Consider the following 18,507-nt stretch of genomic DNA (forward strand, 5'->3'; position numbering starts at 1 on the left):
GAAGTGGATACCGGTTCGCGCGAAGAAAACGCGTCAAAACAAGAATCTAGAGCTTCGGTTCTGATTCAATCAGAACCGATCATGCTCTAACGGGCCGGCGCATCGGCTGTTCGACAGGCCGCAGACGGCCTATCGATGCGGCGAACTTATTGCGCCGCGTTCGCCGCCGGCACCGGTGCCGCATTCGTCTCCTGCGTAACAACGCGTGCGTCGGTCTTCGACGCCACCGCGGTCTTGCTGTCAAACCGGGCGCGGTAGACCGCTAAATTCTCAATCACGCGCTGGACGTAGTTGCGGGTTTCGGAGAACGGGATGCGCTCGACCCAGTCGACCGGGTCGACCTTGGGATCGCGCGGATCGCCATACGCCTTGACCCAGTCCCGGACGCGGCCCCGTCCGGCGTTGTAGCCGGCAAAGGTCATGATGTGATTGCCCTTGTATTCCGATAGCAGCGCACTGAGTTCGGCGGCGCCGATTTGCGTGTTGTAGACCGGGTCGGAAACCATCCGGTCCCAGTCATAGGTGATCTTGAAGCGTTTTGCGGTATCGCGTCCCGCTTCCGGCGTCACCTGCATCAGGCCGACGGCATTTGCCGCAGACTTGTCGCGCTGGTCGAACGCGCTCTCTGTGCGCGCCACCGAATAGACCATGCTGTGCTCGATTTCGGGGGCGAGCTGACGGTGCGGCGGAATCCCGATGGTCGGAAACGCGTAATGGTCGAGCGGCAGTCCGCGGCCGAGTGAGGGCTTTCCAACCTGCAGCATCGCGCGGGCGTCGTTGCGGCGGCCGGTGAGTTCGCCGAGCGCTTCGAGCAGGGTAACATCAGAGCTGTGTGCGCCGAGATCGGCGGCAAAATAGAGCACGACATCACGCTCGCCGATCCCGTAGAGCATATCGGCGGCGCGCACGCGTTCGTCGGTGACCGAGGCATCGGCGGAGGCGAGAACGGGCGAGGGCGCGCGCAGTTCGATCTGGTCGCGGCCAAGCCTGGCGCGCGCGAGCTGGCCGTAATAGGCGGTCGGGTAGCGGGCAGCCGCTTCATAGCTCGCACGCATCGCATCCGCCTGGCCAAGGGCTTCGGCGGCGCGCCCGCGCCAGTAGTGCGCCCGCGCCAGCACGGTCGGATTGACCTGTCCCTCATCGATGCGGGCGAAATGCCGGGCCGCGGTGGCGGGGTCGCCGAGGTAGCGCAGGGCGATCCAGCCGCACATGAAGTGGAAGTCGGACCGGTAGTATTCATTGGCCGGCAGCGCGGCGGGGCGGATCACCTGATAGGCCGTCTGGAACTTGCCCTGATCGAGCAGCTTGCGGGCGAGCGAGCGGCGCTCGCGCCACCATTGATCGGTGTCCTGCAGCGCCATCGTCTCCGGCGAGGCCGCCACCATCAGGCGGGCCGCGTCATCGATCTGGTCCTTGGCGAGCATCCACTGGACACGGCAAAGGGTGTAGCCGAGATCCTGCCGTGCCTCGGCTGCGACGTCGTTGAGCGCATCCATCGCCTTGTCCGCTTTTCCCTTGACCGCGGCACAGGCCTTCACGATCGCGAGCTCGTCGTCGCCAAGGCGCTTCGCGGCGCGCTTCGCGCCGACAAGATCCTTGGCGCCGATGCGCCTGTCCATGCGCGCACGGTGGTCATCGCGATTGAGGAGGTCGCGGAACGTCTCGAACACGTCGATCTCCAGGCGCTCCGACAATTCGTCCGACCGCCATGCATCGCGCGCCAGCCGGGCCGCGCCGTCCCGATCGCCTTCTGCGAGCAGCACGCGTGCCAGCGCCAACTTGCCCTTGGCGCTGGCGGGCCGATCGCCGGTGAAGCCGCGGACCGTCGCCGCATCGATGCGCTGCTCCCACAGCCGCGCCTCTGCGCGCCGACGCAACAACGGCGCACTCGGCCATTCGGGATTGGCGGCGATGAACGCCGCGTAGCGGCTGAAAGGCGCGATCGTTTCCGGATGACGCAGGATGTACCACTCGACGAGCTTTTGCGCCGCCGGATCCGCGATCCTGTTCCGGATGTCCGTCGCCTCCTGGGTCTTTGCCTCGCGCGCGAGATCGATGGCTTCTTTCACCAGCGCAAGATCGCCCGTCAGCGGCGCGATGGCTTCCTTGGGAGCGGGCGAGGCCTCCGGCTGCTTCGCCTTGCGTTGTGCGGAAGCGTGCTTGGCGTGCCGATTTTTTCCGATTGCCGCGCTGCGACGAGGGCGGGCTTCCTTCCCCGCTTGCGACTTCTTGGTCGCTTCGTGCGCCTTCTGGGCGTGTGGCTTATGGCTGGGCCGTGCGGTCGCATCTGTCGAGAAGAAGGCGAGCCCGGCTAGCGTGAAAAAACAGGACAGCGAGCGTAAGCACCGGTTCATTCCATGGCCCCCCTGCGAAACCCACGTCACAAACACTGTCAAACCAGGAGATCGCGTGATGCGTGGCCTGAACTGTTCGAAGGGTACCACAACGCCCGCGATGCAATTGTCACGTCTGTACAACAAACGCGTGCAAAATGAGGCGATGGAGTGCGAAAAGTTCCAGAGTATGCGTGGAATCGCCTTCGACCACGGACGGAGCGGGTTTGCCCGGCTCAATGCCGCGCACGTTGATGCGCTGAACGATCCGGGCGGTGCGCAAGCAGCTCGAAAATCCCGACCTGCAGATGCCAGGACAGCTCACGCCCTCAGTAGATCCCGGTCAGATAGAAGAACGCGATGGCAACGAACACTGCCGCAGTTTTTGTCAACGTGATCACGAACACATCCTTATAGGCCTGGCGGTGGGTCAGGCCCGTAACCGCGAGCAGCGTGATGACGGCGCCGTTGTGAGGCAATGTATCCATGCCGCCGCTCGCCATGGCCGCGATACGGTGAAAGACTTCGAGCGGTATGTTCGCCGCCTTTGCGGCTGCAATGAATTCTTCGGACATCGCGGCAAGGGCAATGCTCATGCCACCGGAAGCCGAGCCGGTGATGCCGGCGAGCACCGTCACGGTCACGGCTTCATTGACAAGCGGATTGGGGATCGCCCTGAGCGCAGCGGAAACCGCCGCAAAGCCCGGCAAAAGCGCAATCACCCCGCCGAACCCATACTCGGACGCGGTATTGAGCGACGCAAGCAAAGCCCCGGCAACCGCCGCCTTGCTGCCATCCGCGAATTTTGCAAGCACGGGACGCCAGGCAAAGATGAAGACCGTCGCAATACCGAGGAGCAGCGCGCCCTCCACTGCCCATATGGCCGCCACCGGACCGATCTGAGTAACGATCGGGTGGCCGCCGAGTACGACTTCGTGTTTCGCGCCGTAAGCCCGAGGTACCAGAAACGTCAATATGAGGTTAGTGACGCCCACCACGACCAGCGGCAGCATGGCGATCCACGGGTTGGGCAATTCCTTCTCTTCGAATGGCACCGGCTCGTTGAGAAGTTCCGTGCCGTAGCCTTCTCCGCGCTTTTGTGCCGCCCGTCGGCGGTTCTCGATATAGGCAAGGCCGACGCCGAGAACGAAAGCGCTGCCGACAAGCCCTAGCACCGGCGCGGCCCACGTCGTCGTATTGAAGAATGTCGTGGGAATGATGTTCTGGATTTGCGGCGTCCCCGGCAAGGCGTCCATCGTGAAGCTGAACGCACCGAGTGCGATCGTGCAGGGGATGAGCCGCTTTGGAATATCGCCCTGCCTGAACATTTCGGCCGCAAACGGATAGACCGCAAACACAACGACGAACAACGACACGCCGCCATAGGTCAGGATTGCGCAGACAACAACAATGGATAGTACGGCGCGCTCCCGACCGAGCACGCTGATGACGGCGGCGACGATCGACTTGGAAAAGCCTGACAGCTCGATGACTTTGCCGAAGACGGCGCCCAGCATGAAAACGGGAAAGTAGTTCTTCACAAAGCCGACCATCTTCTCCATGAAGACGCTGGAAAAGAGCGGTGGAACGAGCGAGGGATCCGTCAGCAACACCGCGCCAAGTGCAGCGATCGGAGCGAACAGGATGACACTGTAGCCGCGGTAGGCCACAAACATCAAAAAGACCAGGGCGCCCAGAACGATCAAGAGATTCATGGCGACATTCCCCTTCCAATGGTCAGCCAATGTATCCAGGCATGCTCAGGCCGTTGACGTGAACATGGTCATGCGTTCGCGCTCGAGTTCGTCGATGACCTTGGCGTGGTGTTGGACTGCCTCGGCCAGCAAGTCACGGATTGAGATAACGGTTATGGGAGTACCGTTCTCGACCACCGGAAGGTGACGAATGTTGTGCAGGTGCATCAGCTTCAGACAGTCCACGAACGTCTTCGCAGGATCAATTTTGATAACTTCCCTGACCATGATGTCCGCCACTGGAGTACGTTCTGGAGCTTTTCCGGCAAGCACAAGCCGCCGCACGCAATCGCGTTCGGAAAGAATGCCTGCGATTGCCCCGTTCTCCATAACCACGACAAGCCCAATGTTCTTTTCTGCCATCAGACGCATTGCCGTGAGCGCGTTGTCCCGGGGCCCGACGGTCCATAGAGACCTCGGCTTTGCGGCGATGACCTGTTTTAATGAACGATAAGCCAGAATTTCTTCCGGCCGTCTGAGCGGATGATCCATGATGCCTCACTTCCCGGGAGCAGAATGGCCTGGAGCGATTTGACAATCCTGTCTTGGTGGATACAGCACACACCACTCGCCAAGCTCGGAGGCTCGCTCCCGGCTTCCGAATAGAACGTTGCTTCCAGCGCGCCCGTGCTTCAGTAGGGCTAGGGGCGGGCGGCGGACTTTTTGTTGATCTATGTCAAGCCGTATGCCGAGCGCACTATAAACATTTTTATTTTGCCGATCGCGCCGGCTTGGAGCGATAATCTGCATCGATTGGTTCGCCGGCATAACAACGACCGGCATACAAAACCAATCCGGGAGGCTCACATGAACAGCTCGTCATTCCCAGGTGATTCCTCGGCATATCTCGAGAGCCTGATGCGCGCCGGCCAGCAGTCAGTGAAGCAATTTGACGATGCGCTCGTCGGCGCGATGGGCATAGAGGGCAAGCCTCCCACGCGCGGCGAACAATGGCCGTTTACCTTCGCGGCAAACTTGCAGCGGCAGTTCTGGTATCCGGTTATCGATTTCTGGAAAGGCTACCTCGGCGACGAATCTGCAGCGGGTTCCCGGCGGTCGGCCCTCGAGAGACGTTTCCAGGACGAGGCCTGGCAGCACTCGCCTTACTACGAACTCATCAAGAAGTCCTACTTGATGACTTCAAAGCAATTGGCCGAATTTGTCGATCAAGCCCAGGTAGACGAAAAATCAAAGCTGCAGCTTCGCTTCTACGCGCGTCAATTCATTGATGCGATGAGTCCGTCGAATTTCCCGGCGACCAACCCGGAAGTCATTCGAACCGCCATCCAGACGCGTTCAGGGAGCCTTGTGGCCGGGATGCAGAACCTGATTGAAGATCTGCAGAAGGGCCGCATCACCCGGGTCGACGAATCCGCCTTTGAGGTGGGGCGCAATCTGGCGGTGACGCCCGGATCGGTCATTTTTGAGAACGAGCTAATTCAGCTCATCCAATATACGCCGCAGACGGCGGAGGTCGAGAAAACACCGCTCCTGATCGTACCGCCTTGCATCAACAAATACTATTTGCTCGATCTCGGCGCCGGAAACTCGTTTGTCGAATATGCGGTCTCTCGGGGCCATCAGGTCTTCCTGATTTCCTGGCGAAGTGCCGTTCCCGAGATCCAGAACCTGACCTGGGACGACTACCTTAACCTCGGGGTGCTAAGGAGCATCGAGGTTGTGCGCGACATTGCAAAAGCCGATCAAATTCATACGCTGGGCTTCTGCGTTGGGGGCACCATCTTGAGCTGCGCCGCGGGCGTTCTCGCCGCGCGCGGAGACAACAAGCTCGCAACGATAACCCTTCTGACGACGATGGTCGATTTCGCCGATACCGGTGAAATCGGCCTGCTTATTGACGAGAATTCCGTAGCCCTGCGCGAGGCGACGATCGGAATGGGCGGTATTCTGCCCGGCAAGGAACTGGCCTTTACTTTCGGAACCCTGCGCGCCAACGATCTGATCTGGCGCTATGTTGTCGAGAGTTATCTGAAGGGGGCGACGCCTGACGCGTTCGATCTGCTCTACTGGGATTCCGATAGCGTCAGCCTGCCGGGCCCGATGTACTGCTGGTACACGCGCAATACCTACGTTGAAAACAAGGTCCGGGAGCCCGGCGCGACCACCCAATGCGGTCAACGGATCGACCTCTCAAAAGTGAAGGTGCCTATCTTCATACTGGCCTCTCGCGAGGACCATATCGTTCCCTGGCAGAGCGCGTTCCGCTCAAAGGACCTTATGGGAAAAGACCCGCGCTTTGTGCTCGCAGCCAGCGGTCACGTTGCAGGCGTGATCAATCCGCCCGCCCGCAACAAGCGGAGTTATTGGATCAACGACAATCTGAAAGGCGACGCGAAAAATTGGCTGGAGAACGCCAACGAGAAGCCGGGAAGCTGGTGGCCTGACTGGGACGGATGGATGAAAGGCCATTCCAGTGGCACCGTTCACGCGCCGACGAAACTGGGCAACGACGCTTTCGGCGTGATCGAGCCCGCGCCCGGCCGATACGTCAGGCAAAAATCAAACTAGAGCATTGACGCAAATGCAGTCCAGCGCCCGGTGACGATCGAAACGGTACCGGACGCTGGAGGACAAGGGCCGGGAGGCGGCCCTTGTCCGTGATCGTGTCTCGTTGTTTTCGCCTTACATGTGCATGTTGGCCATTGCCGTCGCTTCGTTGTGGTGGCCGCCGTCGGTGCCGCCACCCGCGAGCACGCCGTCGTCCTCCAGTTGGAAGTGCGCGCCGTTGAGTTCGCCGACCTTCTCGTAAGCGCCGTACACCGTCTGGGTAACGTTGATATCGCTTTGCTTCACCAGGTTGCCGTAGACGGTGATGGTGCCGAGCAGATCCTCGTCATGCGCGCCGGCATTGCCTTGCTGGCTGATGACGGTGATCACGCTGTAGTCGTTCTTGCCGTCGCCGTTGCTGTCCTTGTACTCGATGGATTTGACCTCGGCGGTGTGCGCCGAAATTTCAATCTTGTCGCCCTGGGCGCGATTGAAGTCGCGGATCACGTCGTTGCCGAAGCCGTCGACCCAGTGGTCGTGGACGGCGCCGTTTTCACCGGTGACGCCGACCCAGTCGATGGTGCCGTCGGCATTGACGTGCTTGGCGACGATCGAGTCCTTGGCGTTGACCATACCTTCGAAGCGGAAGGTGTCGCCGCCGGCGCCGCCGGTCAGCGTGTCGTTGACGGCTTTGAACGCAGCGGTTTCTTGAGCGAAGATCTGCGTCTTGCCGTCCTGGGCCGCGACCATTTCGCCAGCATCCGACCGGCTGAGCAGGACGTCGTTGCCGGCGCCGCCATCCATCCGGTCGGCGCCGAAGCCGCCGACCAGAAGGTCGTTGCCGGTGCCGCCGGCGAGGTTGTCGTTGCCCGAGCCGCCCCACACCTTGTCATCGCCGGAGCCGCCATTGAGCGTGTCGTTGCCGGCCATGCCGGCGAGCGTGTCTTCCTTGGCACCCCCGAACAAGGTGTTGTTGCCGGTTGTCCCGTTCAGATGATCATGGTCGGAGCTGCCGCCGCCGAACCTGGCGAAAAAATCCTCGAAGCGGCTATTGTCGAGGAAACCGTTCAGATTGAAGCGTGCCATTTATTAAAACCTCTTACTCAGAGGCCTCACGAGGTACAAACGACCACCACTGATTTTGGGAATCGTGAAGTGATGCGCGCGGGGAGAACGTGAGGCAGGATTCCCTCACCCGCATCGAAGAATGAACAGCCAAACGGGTCCGCGGCTGGACGTGCGCGCGGCGGATTTGCGCGCGGCAGGGGCAATATGGTGACGCGAAAGGCATTCGTGCGGCCGATTCTTTGGCGCGTGCCTCAATTCCGACGGGTCATCAAAAACGTCTGCGACAAGTTGCGCACGACGTTGTTCTGTCTTGCGTATGAAAGATAAGTCCGCTGTCGGCGTGCGTGTCGCAGGCTGCATCATCGCGTGACGAAAACGCGCGCAAAAGGTGCCGGCCGCACAAAAATGACGCGATCCCTTTCGAACACGGTTGATGTCATGCGGTGAAATTTTCGCCGCGCGCGTCGCGCGCTGGAGGAATCGAACGATCAGATGCAGCAGGAATATGATTCGAATTGCGCTTTGCGATTCTCGGCGATGCGTGTCGGCAGATGGGTTGGCGCGCCATGATGCGAGGCGAATCCTCGGGGAAGTTTCCGTTCACTCGCGCGGAGATTGTGGCGGGCCGTGCGCGCGGACACTCGAAATGGAGGCTTGTCGAGGCCGGATAACGCGGCGAGGTTCGATCAACCCCAAATAAAGGTTGCCTCCGGGCCACGATTGTTGCGTGACCGCAACAGTAAGCGAACATTTGGTTAATCGCCCCGCCCGCCCTTGCTCGCGCCGCTTTTTAGCCACACCCCTCCATGAAACCATTTCTTTCATTGGCTGGTTGACCACAGCACCAGCAAGGCGACGGGAAATTGCTCCCGAGACCAACAAGGAGATGGCTGGGGAAACAGGTTCCGCGGATGGACGTTAAGACCGACATCAAAAAGAGATTGCCGAGCCGTCACGTGACGGAGGGGCCGGAGCGCGCCCCCCATCGGTCCTATCTCTACGCGATGGGGCTGACCACCCAGCAGATCCACCAGCCGTTCGTCGGCGTCGCGTCCTGCTGGAACGAGGCCGCGCCCTGCAATATCTCGCTGATGCGCCAGGCGCAGGCGGTCAAGAAAGGCGTCGCCGCCGCCGGCGGCACCCCGCGCGAATTCTGCACCATCACCGTGACCGACGGCATCGCCATGGGCCATGACGGAATGCGCTCGTCGCTGCCGTCCCGCGAATGCATCGCCGACTCGGTCGAACTGACCGTCCGCGGCCATGCCTACGACGCCCTGGTCGGGCTTGCCGGCTGCGACAAGTCGCTGCCGGGCATGATGATGGCGATGGTCCGGCTCAACGTGCCCTCGATCTTCATCTATGGCGGCTCGATTCTGCCGGGCAATTTCCGTGGCCAGCAGGTCACGGTGCAGGACATGTTCGAGGCCGTCGGCAAGCATTCCGTCGGCGAAATGTCGGACGATGACCTCGATGAAATCGAGCGGGTGGCCTGCCCCTCGGCAGGGGCGTGCGGTGCACAATTCACCGCCAACACCATGGCGACAGTATCCGAGGCGATCGGCCTGGCGCTGCCGTATTCGGCGGGGGCGCCGGCGCCGTATGAAATCCGCGACGCGTTTTGCTCCGCCGCCGGCGAGAAAGTCATGGAGCTGATCGCAGCCAATATCCGGCCGCGCGACATTGTCACCCGCCGCTCGCTGGAAAACGCCGCCGCGGTCGTTGCCGCCTCCGGCGGGTCGACCAATGCTGCGCTGCACCTGCCGGCCATCGCGCATGAGTGCGGCATTAAGTTTGACTTATTCGACGTCGCCGAAATCTTCAAAAAGACACCATATGTCGCGGATTTGAAGCCAGGGGGCCGTTATGTTGCCAAAGACATGTTCGAGGTTGGTGGCATACCGCTTCTGATGAAGACGCTGCTCGACAATGGCCACCTGCACGGAGATTGCCTCACCGTCACGGGCCGTACGATCGCCGAAAACCTCAAGAGCGTGAAATGGAATCCGCACCAGGATGTAGTGCGGTCAGCCGACAAGCCGATCACCGTCACGGGCGGCGTGGTTGGCCTGAAGGGTAATCTCGCGCCGGAGGGTGCGATCGTGAAGGTCGCGGGCATGTCGAAGCTGAAATTTACTGGTCCGGCGCGCTGCTTTGATCGCGAAGAGGACGCCTTCGAGTCCGTCCAGAAGAAGACCTACAAAGAGGGCGAGGTCATCGTGATCCGCTACGAGGGGCCCCGTGGCGGTCCCGGCATGCGGGAGATGCTCTCGACCACAGCGGCGCTGACCGGGCAGGGGATGGGCGGCAAGGTCGCCTTGATCACCGACGGCCGATTCTCTGGCGCCACCCGCGGGTTCTGCATCGGCCATGTCGGGCCGGAGGCGGCCGTGGGCGGTCCGATCGCCCTGTTGCAGAATGGTGACATTATCGAGATCGACGCCGAGGTCGGAATCCTTAACGTAAAATTGACCGACGCCGAACTCGCCGAACGTAAAACCAAATGGGTGCCTCGACAGACTAACCACACGTCGGGTGCGCTGTGGAAATATGCCCAACAGGTTGGGCCGGCGGTGGATGGGGCTGTGACCCATCCTGGCGGTGCGCACGAGAAACAGTGTTATGCGGACATCTAGGCGTATCATTCTTGCGTTGATGCTAGGGGCCACGCCATTGGCGGCTCCCGGCTTTGCATTTGATGGCGCGCCGGTGAAGCCGGACGCCACGCTGCCCAGGGGCAGCCAGCCGGACGCCGCGCAAGCGGTCACCGCCCAAGCCCTGAAGAAGGTCCCTTCCGCAGGCTCGACAGCGGCGCCGGCAGCGACTGCGGTTGCCGCGCCATCCCTGAATTCGCTGCAATACGCCGCCGAGGGCGGCCATCCCGTCGCGCAGTGGAAGCTCGGCCGGATGTATGCCGATGGCGATGGCGTCATTCAGGACGACCTGCGCGCCTTCGAGTATTTCAGCCGCATCGCCAACGCGCATGCCGAGGACAGCCCGTCGGCGCCGCAGGCGACGATCGTCGCGAACGCCTTCGTGGCGCTGGGACGCTACTACCTCAACGGCATCCCGAATTCCAAGATCAAGCCCGACAGCGATCGCGCCCGGGAGATGTTCTCCTATGCCGCGTCCTATTTCGGCAACGCCGACGCGCAATATGATCTGGCGCGGCTTTACCTGAAGACCCCGGACGCCTCGCGGGACGATTTCCGCTACGGCGCGCGCTGGCTTGGTCTGGCCGCCCAGAAGGGCCAGCATCAGGCCCAGGCCATGCTCGGCCAGATGCTGTTCGCCGGCGACCGGCTGCCGCGGCAGGCAGCGCGCGGCCTGATGTGGCTGACGCTGGCGCGCGACAACGCCGCCCCCGACGAGTCCTGGATCCGCGAAAGCTACAACCGCGCTTTCACCAAGGCCTCCGACGAGGACCGCGCCATGGCGTTGCAGATGCTCGAGCACTGGGTGCAGGGCAAGAAGGACTGACGGCGATAGCCGATCGGTGAAGCTGCCTTAGGGTGGGCAAAGCGCAGCGTGCCCACCATCTCTCCGAATTCGTTGGCGTCAATGGTGGGCACGCTTCCGCTTTCGCTCGTTGAGCTACGGCGGACAAGTCGCTTTGCCCACCCTACAGACTGCCGCGAAGCGACAATCAGCTTTGACATCGGATAGCCGGCGTTCGTGCCGAACTTGCCTGTCGGCACTCCGTCGTCAGGACATGGCAGGCTGCGCCGGCATCATCGGGCGTAGCATCCCGAATCGCTGCCGTTGCCGTTCCGGTGGCTCTCAAGCCGTCTCCAGGTCGAAATCCGCCCACACCGGCACGTGGTCGGACGGCTTCTCCCAGGCGCGGACATAGCTGTCGACGCCGACATTGGTCAGGCGGTCGCTGGCCTGTGGCGACAGCAGGAGGTGGTCGATCCGGATGCCCCAGTTCTTCTGCCAGGCGCCCGCCTGATAGTCCCAGAACGTGTAGAGGTTTGGCTCGTCGGTCACTGCGCGCAGCGCGTCCGTCAGCCCGAGGCCAAGCAGCGACTGGAAGGCCTCGCGGGTCTCTGGGCGGAACAGGGCGTCGTTCGCCCAGGCCGTGGGGTTGTAGACGTCGGCGGCTGCCGGAATGACGTTGAAGTCGCCTGCGAGCACCAGCGGCTCTTCCGCCTTAAGCCGCTCCTTCGAGTATTCAAGAAGTCGGGACATCCATTTGAGTTTATAGGGATATTTGTCGGTATCCGGCGGGTTGCCGTTGGGCAGGTAGAGGCAGGCGATCCGTATTACCCCGGTCTTGAGCGTCACCACGCCCTCGAGGAATCTGGCATGGGCGTCCTCGTCGTCGCCGGCCAGGCCCGATTTGGTCTCGTCGAACGGCAGTTTCGACAGCAAGGCCACGCCATTGAAGGTCTTCTGGCCGTGGGTGACGACGTTGTAGCCGAGCGCCTCGATCTCCAGCCGCGGGAATGCCTCGTCGACGCATTTGATTTCCTGCAGGCAGACGACGTCCGGCGAGCACTCCCTGAGCCAGGTCAGGAGATGGTCGAGCCGCTGCCGGATCGAATTGACGTTCCAGGTTGCAATGCGCATGAAAAGGCTCGGGATTGTAACTACACATTTTCTGGCAGTGGCATACCATGTGCAGCAAGGCTGTGATAACCGTTTAGAAATAAGGCGCAAACATCGCCGTCAAGGGGCTGGAGAAGGCCGTCCCGTCCTTTAGGACTGGCCGGCGTGAAAAATTATGAAAAAACGTAGCCTGATACTTTTTGTTGGTGCCGTCGCCATCCTTGCCGCGGCCGGTTTCGTTACCCGCTCATCGTGGATGGGCGGAAGCAGCAACGCCCAGGGTCCGCAGCGGCCGCGGATGGTTTCCGTCGAGCTGGCCAAGGCGGAGCGCAAATCCATGCCCGTCGATGTCGATGCGATCGGAATGGTGACGCCTATCTCCAGCGTCGCGCTGAAGTCGCGGCTGGAGACCACCATTCTGGCGGTGCATTTCGAGGACGGCGCCAAGGTCAACGAAGGCGATCTGCTGTTTACGCTGGACAGCCGCCAGATCGACGCCCAGATCGAACAAGCCGAGGGCGTGCTCGCCAAGGACCAGGCCCAGCTCGAGGGCGCGCAGCGCGACCTCCGCCGCTACAACGACCTGGTCGGCAAGGGTGCCACCACGCAGGTCAACGTCGATAACGCCAGGACGCAGTCCGACATCCTCATCGGCACCATCAAGGCCGATCAGGCCGCGCTCGACAATCTCAAGGTCCAGAAAAGCTACACCACGATCCGCGCGCCGTTCTCGGGACGCATCAGCGCCGCCAATGTGAAGGTCGGCAATTTCGTGCGGCCCGCCGATACCACCGCGCTTGCCGTCATCAACCAGATGGCGCCGGTCTACGTATCTTTCGCGGTGCCGCAGCGCGTGCTGGTCGATCTGCGCGAGGCGATGGCCAAGGGCGTCTCCGGCGTCACCGCCACCATCCCGGGCCATCAGCGCTCCGAGACTGGCAAGGTCGCAATGGTCGAAAACACCGTCGATCAGACCACGGGCATGGTCACCGTGCGCGGCATCATGAACAACGAGAACGAGACGTTGTGGCCGGGGACGCTGGTGGCGACCAAGCTCGTCATCCGGGTCGAGGATTCGGTTGTGGTGCCGACGGTCGCTGTGCAGCGCAGCCAGAACGGCAATTTCGTCTTCGTGGTCAAGGACGGAGCCGCTAAGGTCCAGCCGGTCAAGGTCGACCGCACCGCGCAGGGCATGTCGGTGATCTTGGAGGGGCTCGCCGGCGACGAAAGCGTCGTTGTCGACGGACAATTGCTGTTGTCAGATGGAACGCGGGTCGAGGCCCGGGCCAAAAAGGCCGGAGCGTAACCGATGACGCTCTCCGAACTCTGCATCCGCCGGCCGGTCATGACGACGCTGATCACGGCGTCGATCATCGCGTTCGGAATCTTCGGTTTCCGCCTGCTGCCGGTCTCGGCGCTGCCGCGGGTCGACTTCCCGACCATTGCCGTCACCGCGACGCTGCCGGGCGCCAGCGCGGACACCATGGCGGCCTCGGTCGCCGGCATCATTGAACGCCAGCTCTCGACCATCGCCGGCATTTCCTCGATGTCGTCGAGTTCCTCGCAGGGCACCAGCGTCATCACCATCCAGTTCGATCTCAACCGCAACATCGACGCCGCAGCGCTCGACGTGCAGACGGCGTTGACCATCGCGCAGCGGCGGTTACCGATCGAAATGACGATCCCGCCGAGTTTCCGCAAGGTGAATCCGGCCGACTTCCCGGTGCTGTTCGTGTCGCTCGGTTCGGCCACGCTGCCGTTGTCGGCGGTCAACGAGTATGGCGACATCACCATCGGGCAGACGCTGTCGCAAATTCCCGGCGTGGCGCAGGTGCTGATCTACGGCACGCAGAAATTCGCCATCCGCGTCCAGGCCGATCCGGAAGCGGCGGCCGCCCGCGGACTGTCGCTCGAGGACATCAGGACCGCGGTGTCGCGCGCCAATTCGTCGACGCCGGTCGGCACATTGAACGGGCCGAAGCAGGACGTCGCCCTGCAGGCCTCCGGCCAGATGGACAAGGCGGCCGACTACAGCAAGATCGTGGTGGCCTGGCGCAACGGCTCGCCGGTCAAGCTCGACGAGGTCGCGAAAATCTATGACAGCGTCGAGAACGACAAGATCGCGACCTGGCTGAACGGCGAGCGGGCGGTCGTGCTCGCGATCCAGAAGCAACCGGACGCCAACACCGTGGCGGTGGTCGATTCGGTGCTGGCGAAGCTGCCGGCGCTGCGTGCGCAGATTCCGCCTTCGGTCACGATGCAGGTGATGATGGACCGCTCGGTCTCGATCCGTCAGGCGGTGGCCGACGTCGAGGAGACCCTGCTGATCGCGGTCGGGCTGGTCATCCTGGTAATCTTCCTGTTCCTGCGCTCGGCTTCGGCGACCTTCATTCCGGCGCTGGCGGTTCCGATCTCGTTGCTGGGCACCTGCGCGGTGATGTACGCGCTCGATTATTCCATCAACAACATGACGCTGCTGGCGCTGACGCTCTCGGTCGGCTTCGTGGTCGACGACGCCATCGTGATGCTGGAAAACATCGTCCGCCATATCGAGCACGGCATGCGGCCGTTCGAGGCCGCGCTGAAAGGCGCGCGCGAGATCGGCTTCACCATCATCTCGATCACGTTTTCGCTGATCGCGGTGTTCATTCCGGTGCTGCTGATGGGCGGCATCGTCGGCCGCGTGTTCCGCGAATTCGCGGTCACGATATCGGTCGCGATCATCGTGTCCGGGTTCGTGTCGCTGACGCTGACGCCGATGCTGTGCGCGCGCGTGCTGCGGGCGCATGATACGACGAAAAAGCCGAATGTCGTGCTGCGCGTCTTCGAAGCGATGTTCGAATCCTGGCTGCGCGCCTATGAATGGACGCTCGACTGGGTGCTGGCGCGCAAGGCGCTGATGCTCGTGGTGACGCTCGCCACCCTCGGCGGCACCGTCTACCTCTATATGATCGTGCCGAAGGGCTTCTTCCCGCAGGAGGACACCGGCTTCCTGATCGGCGTCACCGAAGCCGCCACCGACACCTCCTTCGAGGCGATGAAGGAGCGGCAGCAGGCGCTGGTCGCGATACTGCAGGCCGATCCGGCGATCGAATACATCAACTCCACCGTCGGCTCCGGCGGACCTAACCCGACCGCCAATTACGGCCGCCTGTTCATGGCGCTGAAGCCAAAGAAGGAACGCGACAATATCAACGCGATCATCGGGCGGCTGCGGGCCAAGGCCCGCCAGATCCCCGGCATGCAGGCGTTCTTCCAGCCGATCCAGAACCTGAACATTGGCGGCAGAGTATCGAAGAGCCAGTACCAATATGTGATGCAGAGCGGCGACACCGAGTCGCTGTATCGCCTTGCACCTGAGATGCGCGACAAGATCGAGAAGCTGCCGGGCCTGCTCGACGTCACCACCGACCTCTACCTCAAGAACCCGCAGATGACGGTCGACATCGACCGCGAGAAGGCCGCGGTCTACGGCATCACCGTCGATCAGGTCCGCAACCAGCTCTACAACGCCTATGGCGCGCGCCAGGTCGGCACCATCTACATGCCGTCGAACGACTACCAGATCATTCTGGAAGTGCAGCCGCAGTTCAAGGTCGACCCGTCCGATCTCTCCAAGCTCTATATGAAGACCCAGAACAACGTGACCATCCCGCTGTCGGCGGTGGCAAAACTGGTTCCGACCGTCGGTCCGTTGCAGATCAACCACCAGGGCCAGCAGCCCGCGGTGACGATCTCCTTCAACCTCGCGCCCGGCGTTTCGCTGGGCTATGCGGTCGACAAGATCACCGAGCTCGAGCAGAACTCGAACCTGCCGGCGACCATCGCCACCGGCTTCTCGGGCACCGCGCAGGTGTTCCAGGATTCGCTGCGCGGGCAGGGCGTGCTGATCCTCGCTGCTGTTTTCGCCGCCTTCGTCATCCTCGGCATTCTCTACGAGAGCTTCATCCACCCGATCACCATCATCTCGGGCCTGCCGTCGGCCGGCATCGGCGCGATTTTGACGCTGATGCTGTTCGGGATGGAGTTGTCGGTCATTGCGATGATCGGCATCGTGATGCTGGTCGGCATCGTCAAGAAGAACGCCATCATGATGGTGGACTTCGCGCTGGAGCGCCGCCGCGTCGGCTTGAGCGCCGAGCACGCGATCCGGGAAGCGGCGCTGCTGCGTTTCCGCCCGATCATGATGACGACGTTTGCCGCGATCTTCGGCACGCTGCCGATTGCGCTCGGCGCGGGCGCCGGCGCCGAACTGCGCCAGCCGCTCGGCATTGCTGTGGTCGGCGGCCTCTGCCTGTCGCAATTGCTGACGCTGTACATCACGCCTGTGATCTACATCTATCTCGACCGCATCGACCGGCGCTTGAAGCGCAAGCTCGAACCTCAGCTGGAAGAAACGGGCGAGGGCGAGCGGCCGCACGTGGTCGCCGCCGAATGATGGCGTTCGGGCGGGCGATACGCTCGGCGGGCCGCAACGTAGCCATTCTGATTGCGCTCGCCTTTGTCGCCACGCCGAGCGGCCCGGCTCGCGCCGACGAGCCGATCGAAATCTTCGACGCCCATATGCACTACAATTGGGAGCCAAAGCCCTATTACGGCGTCGACGAGGTGCTGGCGCTGTTCAAAAAGCACCGCGTCACCGGCATCCTCGCCACCAGCCGTCCGAACACCGGCACGCATGCGCTGATGGACGCGAAGCCCGCCGGGCTGCAGATCGTACCCTTCATCCGGCCCTATCGCGTGCGCGCGGACATCCAGACCTGGTTCGGCGATCCCTTCATCTTCGACCTCGTAAGGGACGAATTCAAACGCGGCTATTACCGCGGCATCGGCGAGTTTCACATCTCGGGCAAGGCCGCCGAAGGCGAGTGGGTCAAGAAGACCGTCGACTTCGCGGCTCAGCACGACCTCTATCTGCATGCCCACGCCGATGATATCGCCGTCGAAATCCTGATGCGGCACAACCCGCGTTCCCGCATCATCTGGGCCCATACCGGCTTCGGGCTTTCGACCGACCGCGTTGCGGAAATGCTGTCAAAATATCCAAAGCTGTGGGGCGAATTGTCCTACCGCGGCGGCATCGTCGACGGCAGCGGAAAACTGACGGCGGAATGGCGCGCGCTGTTCGAGCGCTATCCCGATCGCTTCCTGCTCGGCTCCGACACCTGGATCAACGAGCGCTGGCAGGGCTACGGCGACATCATGGCCGGGTATCGGGCGTGGCTCGCGCAGTTGCCACCAAAGACCGCGGCGCAGATTGCCCATGGCAATGCGCGCGCACTGTTTGGCAGCGAGCGCTGAGAGGCGTCAATCCGCGAACTGGCCGGCCGCGCGGATCAGCGGTGCCCAGCGATCGACCTCGCTGATCAATTGCGCCTTCAACGCTTCTGGCGTGGCCTGATCCTGCGGGACCGGTTCGGTGTTGATGTCGTTGAACCGTTTTACGAGGTCCGGGTCGCGCAACGCTTCCTGCAGCGTTTTGGACAGTTTCTGAATGATCACGTCAGGCGTACCCTTCGGCGCATAGATGCCGTGCCAGGCACCGACTTCAAACCCCTTCAGTCCGGCTTCATCGGCGGCTGGAAGATCCGGCATGGAGGCGAGACGGGTCTTCGTCGTGATGGCGTAGGCTTTGACCAGCTTCGATGCGATCGGCGCCGTCGTGTTGGTGGTCTGGTCGCAGGATAGGTCGATCTGCTTGGCGATCAGATCGTTCATGACGGGCGCATTGCCTTTGTAGGGCACGGCGAGGATTTCCTTGCCGACGGCGGTCATGAACAGCATGCCGCAGAGATGCGATGCGGCCCCGAGGCCGGCATTGCCAAAGGTCATCTTGTCGCCATTGGCCCTGATGTACGTCACCAGCTCGGCCAGCGTGTTCGGCGGTAGATCGGGGCGGCCGATGATCGTCATCGGCGCATTGGTGACGAGTCCAACAGGCGCGAACGCGGTCTTGGTGTCGTAGGCGAGCTTGCGGTACAGCGTGGCCGCCGTGGAAATGCCGATATGGTGGATCATCAGCGTGTAGCCGTCAGGCTCCGCGCGGGAGGCCCGCGTGGCTGCGATCGTGCCGCCGGCGCCCGTTGCGTTTTCGATGACGATCGGCTGACCCAGCAGTTTCGACATCGATTGCGCGGTCACCCGCGCCACCGTGTCGGTCGCGCCGCCGGCGGCGAACGGGACCAGCAGCGTAATGGGCCGGTTCGGATAGTTTTGCGCCAGGGCCGCGGAGCCGACCATGGCGAATGCGAGCGCGATCGCGGCTGTCTTCTTCATGTGCATTTGCGCCTCCC

Annotated in this window: 12 protein-coding genes; 6 read left to right on the plus strand and 6 right to left on the minus strand. The window is 62.3% G+C overall.

The window, feature by feature from the left end; genetic code table 11:
• Nucleotides 1–146: 146 nt before the first annotated feature.
• From ACVWVY_RS26655 to ACVWVY_RS26665, 3 genes are all read right to left on the minus strand, one after another.
• Nucleotides 147–2,354 carry a lytic transglycosylase domain-containing protein gene (locus tag ACVWVY_RS26655; RefSeq protein ID WP_456629153.1) on the minus strand — a complete coding sequence of 736 codons (2,208 nt, stop codon included), beginning with the start codon at nt 2,352–2,354 and terminating at the stop codon, nt 147–149.
• 308 nt (nt 2,355–2,662) lie between these two features.
• A complete protein-coding gene (locus ACVWVY_RS26660) occupies nt 2,663–4,048 on the minus strand; it encodes a GntP family permease (protein WP_456629154.1) in 1,386 nt (461 codons plus the stop codon).
• A gap of 45 nt (nt 4,049–4,093) precedes the next feature.
• A complete protein-coding gene (locus ACVWVY_RS26665) occupies nt 4,094–4,579 on the minus strand; it encodes a CBS domain-containing protein (RefSeq protein WP_456629155.1) in 486 nt (161 codons plus the stop codon).
• Nucleotides 4,580–4,753: 174 nt separating this feature from the next.
• Between ACVWVY_RS26665 and ACVWVY_RS26670 the strand changes: the two genes are divergently transcribed.
• Nucleotides 4,754–6,616 (plus strand): PHA/PHB synthase family protein, encoded by a 1,863-nt coding sequence (locus ACVWVY_RS26670; protein ID WP_456629156.1) that lies wholly within the window; start codon nt 4,754–4,756, stop codon nt 6,614–6,616.
• Between the two features lie 114 nt (nt 6,617–6,730).
• Here the strand turns inward: ACVWVY_RS26670 and ACVWVY_RS26675 are convergent, their stop codons facing one another.
• The gene (locus ACVWVY_RS26675) at nt 6,731–7,681 is read right to left on the minus strand and encodes a calcium-binding protein (RefSeq protein WP_456629157.1); all 951 of its coding nucleotides are present in this window, start codon (nt 7,679–7,681) and stop codon (nt 6,731–6,733) included.
• A gap of 893 nt (nt 7,682–8,574) precedes the next feature.
• Here ACVWVY_RS26675 and ilvD point away from each other — a divergent pair.
• Together ilvD and ACVWVY_RS26685 are read left to right on the plus strand one after the other, a co-directional pair.
• Nucleotides 8,575–10,299 (plus strand): dihydroxy-acid dehydratase, encoded by a 1,725-nt coding sequence (ilvD, locus tag ACVWVY_RS26680; protein WP_456629158.1) that lies wholly within the window; start codon nt 8,575–8,577, stop codon nt 10,297–10,299.
• The gene (locus ACVWVY_RS26685; protein ID WP_456629159.1) at nt 10,286–11,143 is read left to right on the plus strand and encodes a tetratricopeptide repeat protein; all 858 of its coding nucleotides are present in this window, start codon (nt 10,286–10,288) and stop codon (nt 11,141–11,143) included. The genes ilvD and ACVWVY_RS26685 overlap by 14 nt, the downstream gene beginning before the upstream one ends.
• Before the next feature lie 300 nt (nt 11,144–11,443).
• Here the strand turns inward: ACVWVY_RS26685 and xth are convergent, their stop codons facing one another.
• Nucleotides 11,444–12,235 (minus strand): exodeoxyribonuclease III, encoded by a 792-nt coding sequence (xth, locus tag ACVWVY_RS26690; protein ID WP_456629160.1) that lies wholly within the window; start codon nt 12,233–12,235, stop codon nt 11,444–11,446.
• Nucleotides 12,236–12,389: 154 nt separating this feature from the next.
• Here xth and ACVWVY_RS26695 point away from each other — a divergent pair, with 154 nt between their 5' ends.
• Genes ACVWVY_RS26695 through ACVWVY_RS26705 form a run of 3 tightly spaced genes read left to right on the plus strand, consistent with a single transcriptional unit; the run spans nt 12,390 to nt 17,515 of the window.
• Nucleotides 12,390–13,520 (plus strand): efflux RND transporter periplasmic adaptor subunit, encoded by a 1,131-nt coding sequence (locus ACVWVY_RS26695; RefSeq protein ID WP_456629161.1) that lies wholly within the window; start codon nt 12,390–12,392, stop codon nt 13,518–13,520.
• Nucleotides 13,521–13,523: 3 nt separating this feature from the next.
• Nucleotides 13,524–16,652, plus strand: a complete 3,129-nt coding sequence (locus ACVWVY_RS26700) for an efflux RND transporter permease subunit (protein WP_456629162.1) — start codon at nt 13,524–13,526, stop codon at nt 16,650–16,652.
• Nucleotides 16,649–17,515 carry an amidohydrolase family protein gene (locus ACVWVY_RS26705; protein ID WP_456629163.1) on the plus strand — a complete coding sequence of 289 codons (867 nt, stop codon included), beginning with the start codon at nt 16,649–16,651 and terminating at the stop codon, nt 17,513–17,515. The genes ACVWVY_RS26700 and ACVWVY_RS26705 overlap by 4 nt, the downstream gene beginning before the upstream one ends.
• Before the next feature lie 6 nt (nt 17,516–17,521).
• Here the strand turns inward: ACVWVY_RS26705 and ACVWVY_RS26710 are convergent, their stop codons facing one another.
• The gene (locus tag ACVWVY_RS26710; protein ID WP_456629164.1) at nt 17,522–18,490 is read right to left on the minus strand and encodes a tripartite tricarboxylate transporter substrate-binding protein; all 969 of its coding nucleotides are present in this window, start codon (nt 18,488–18,490) and stop codon (nt 17,522–17,524) included.
• Nucleotides 18,491–18,507: the final 17 nt, after the last annotated feature.

Source organism: Bradyrhizobium sp. URHC0002 (assembly GCF_054059515.1).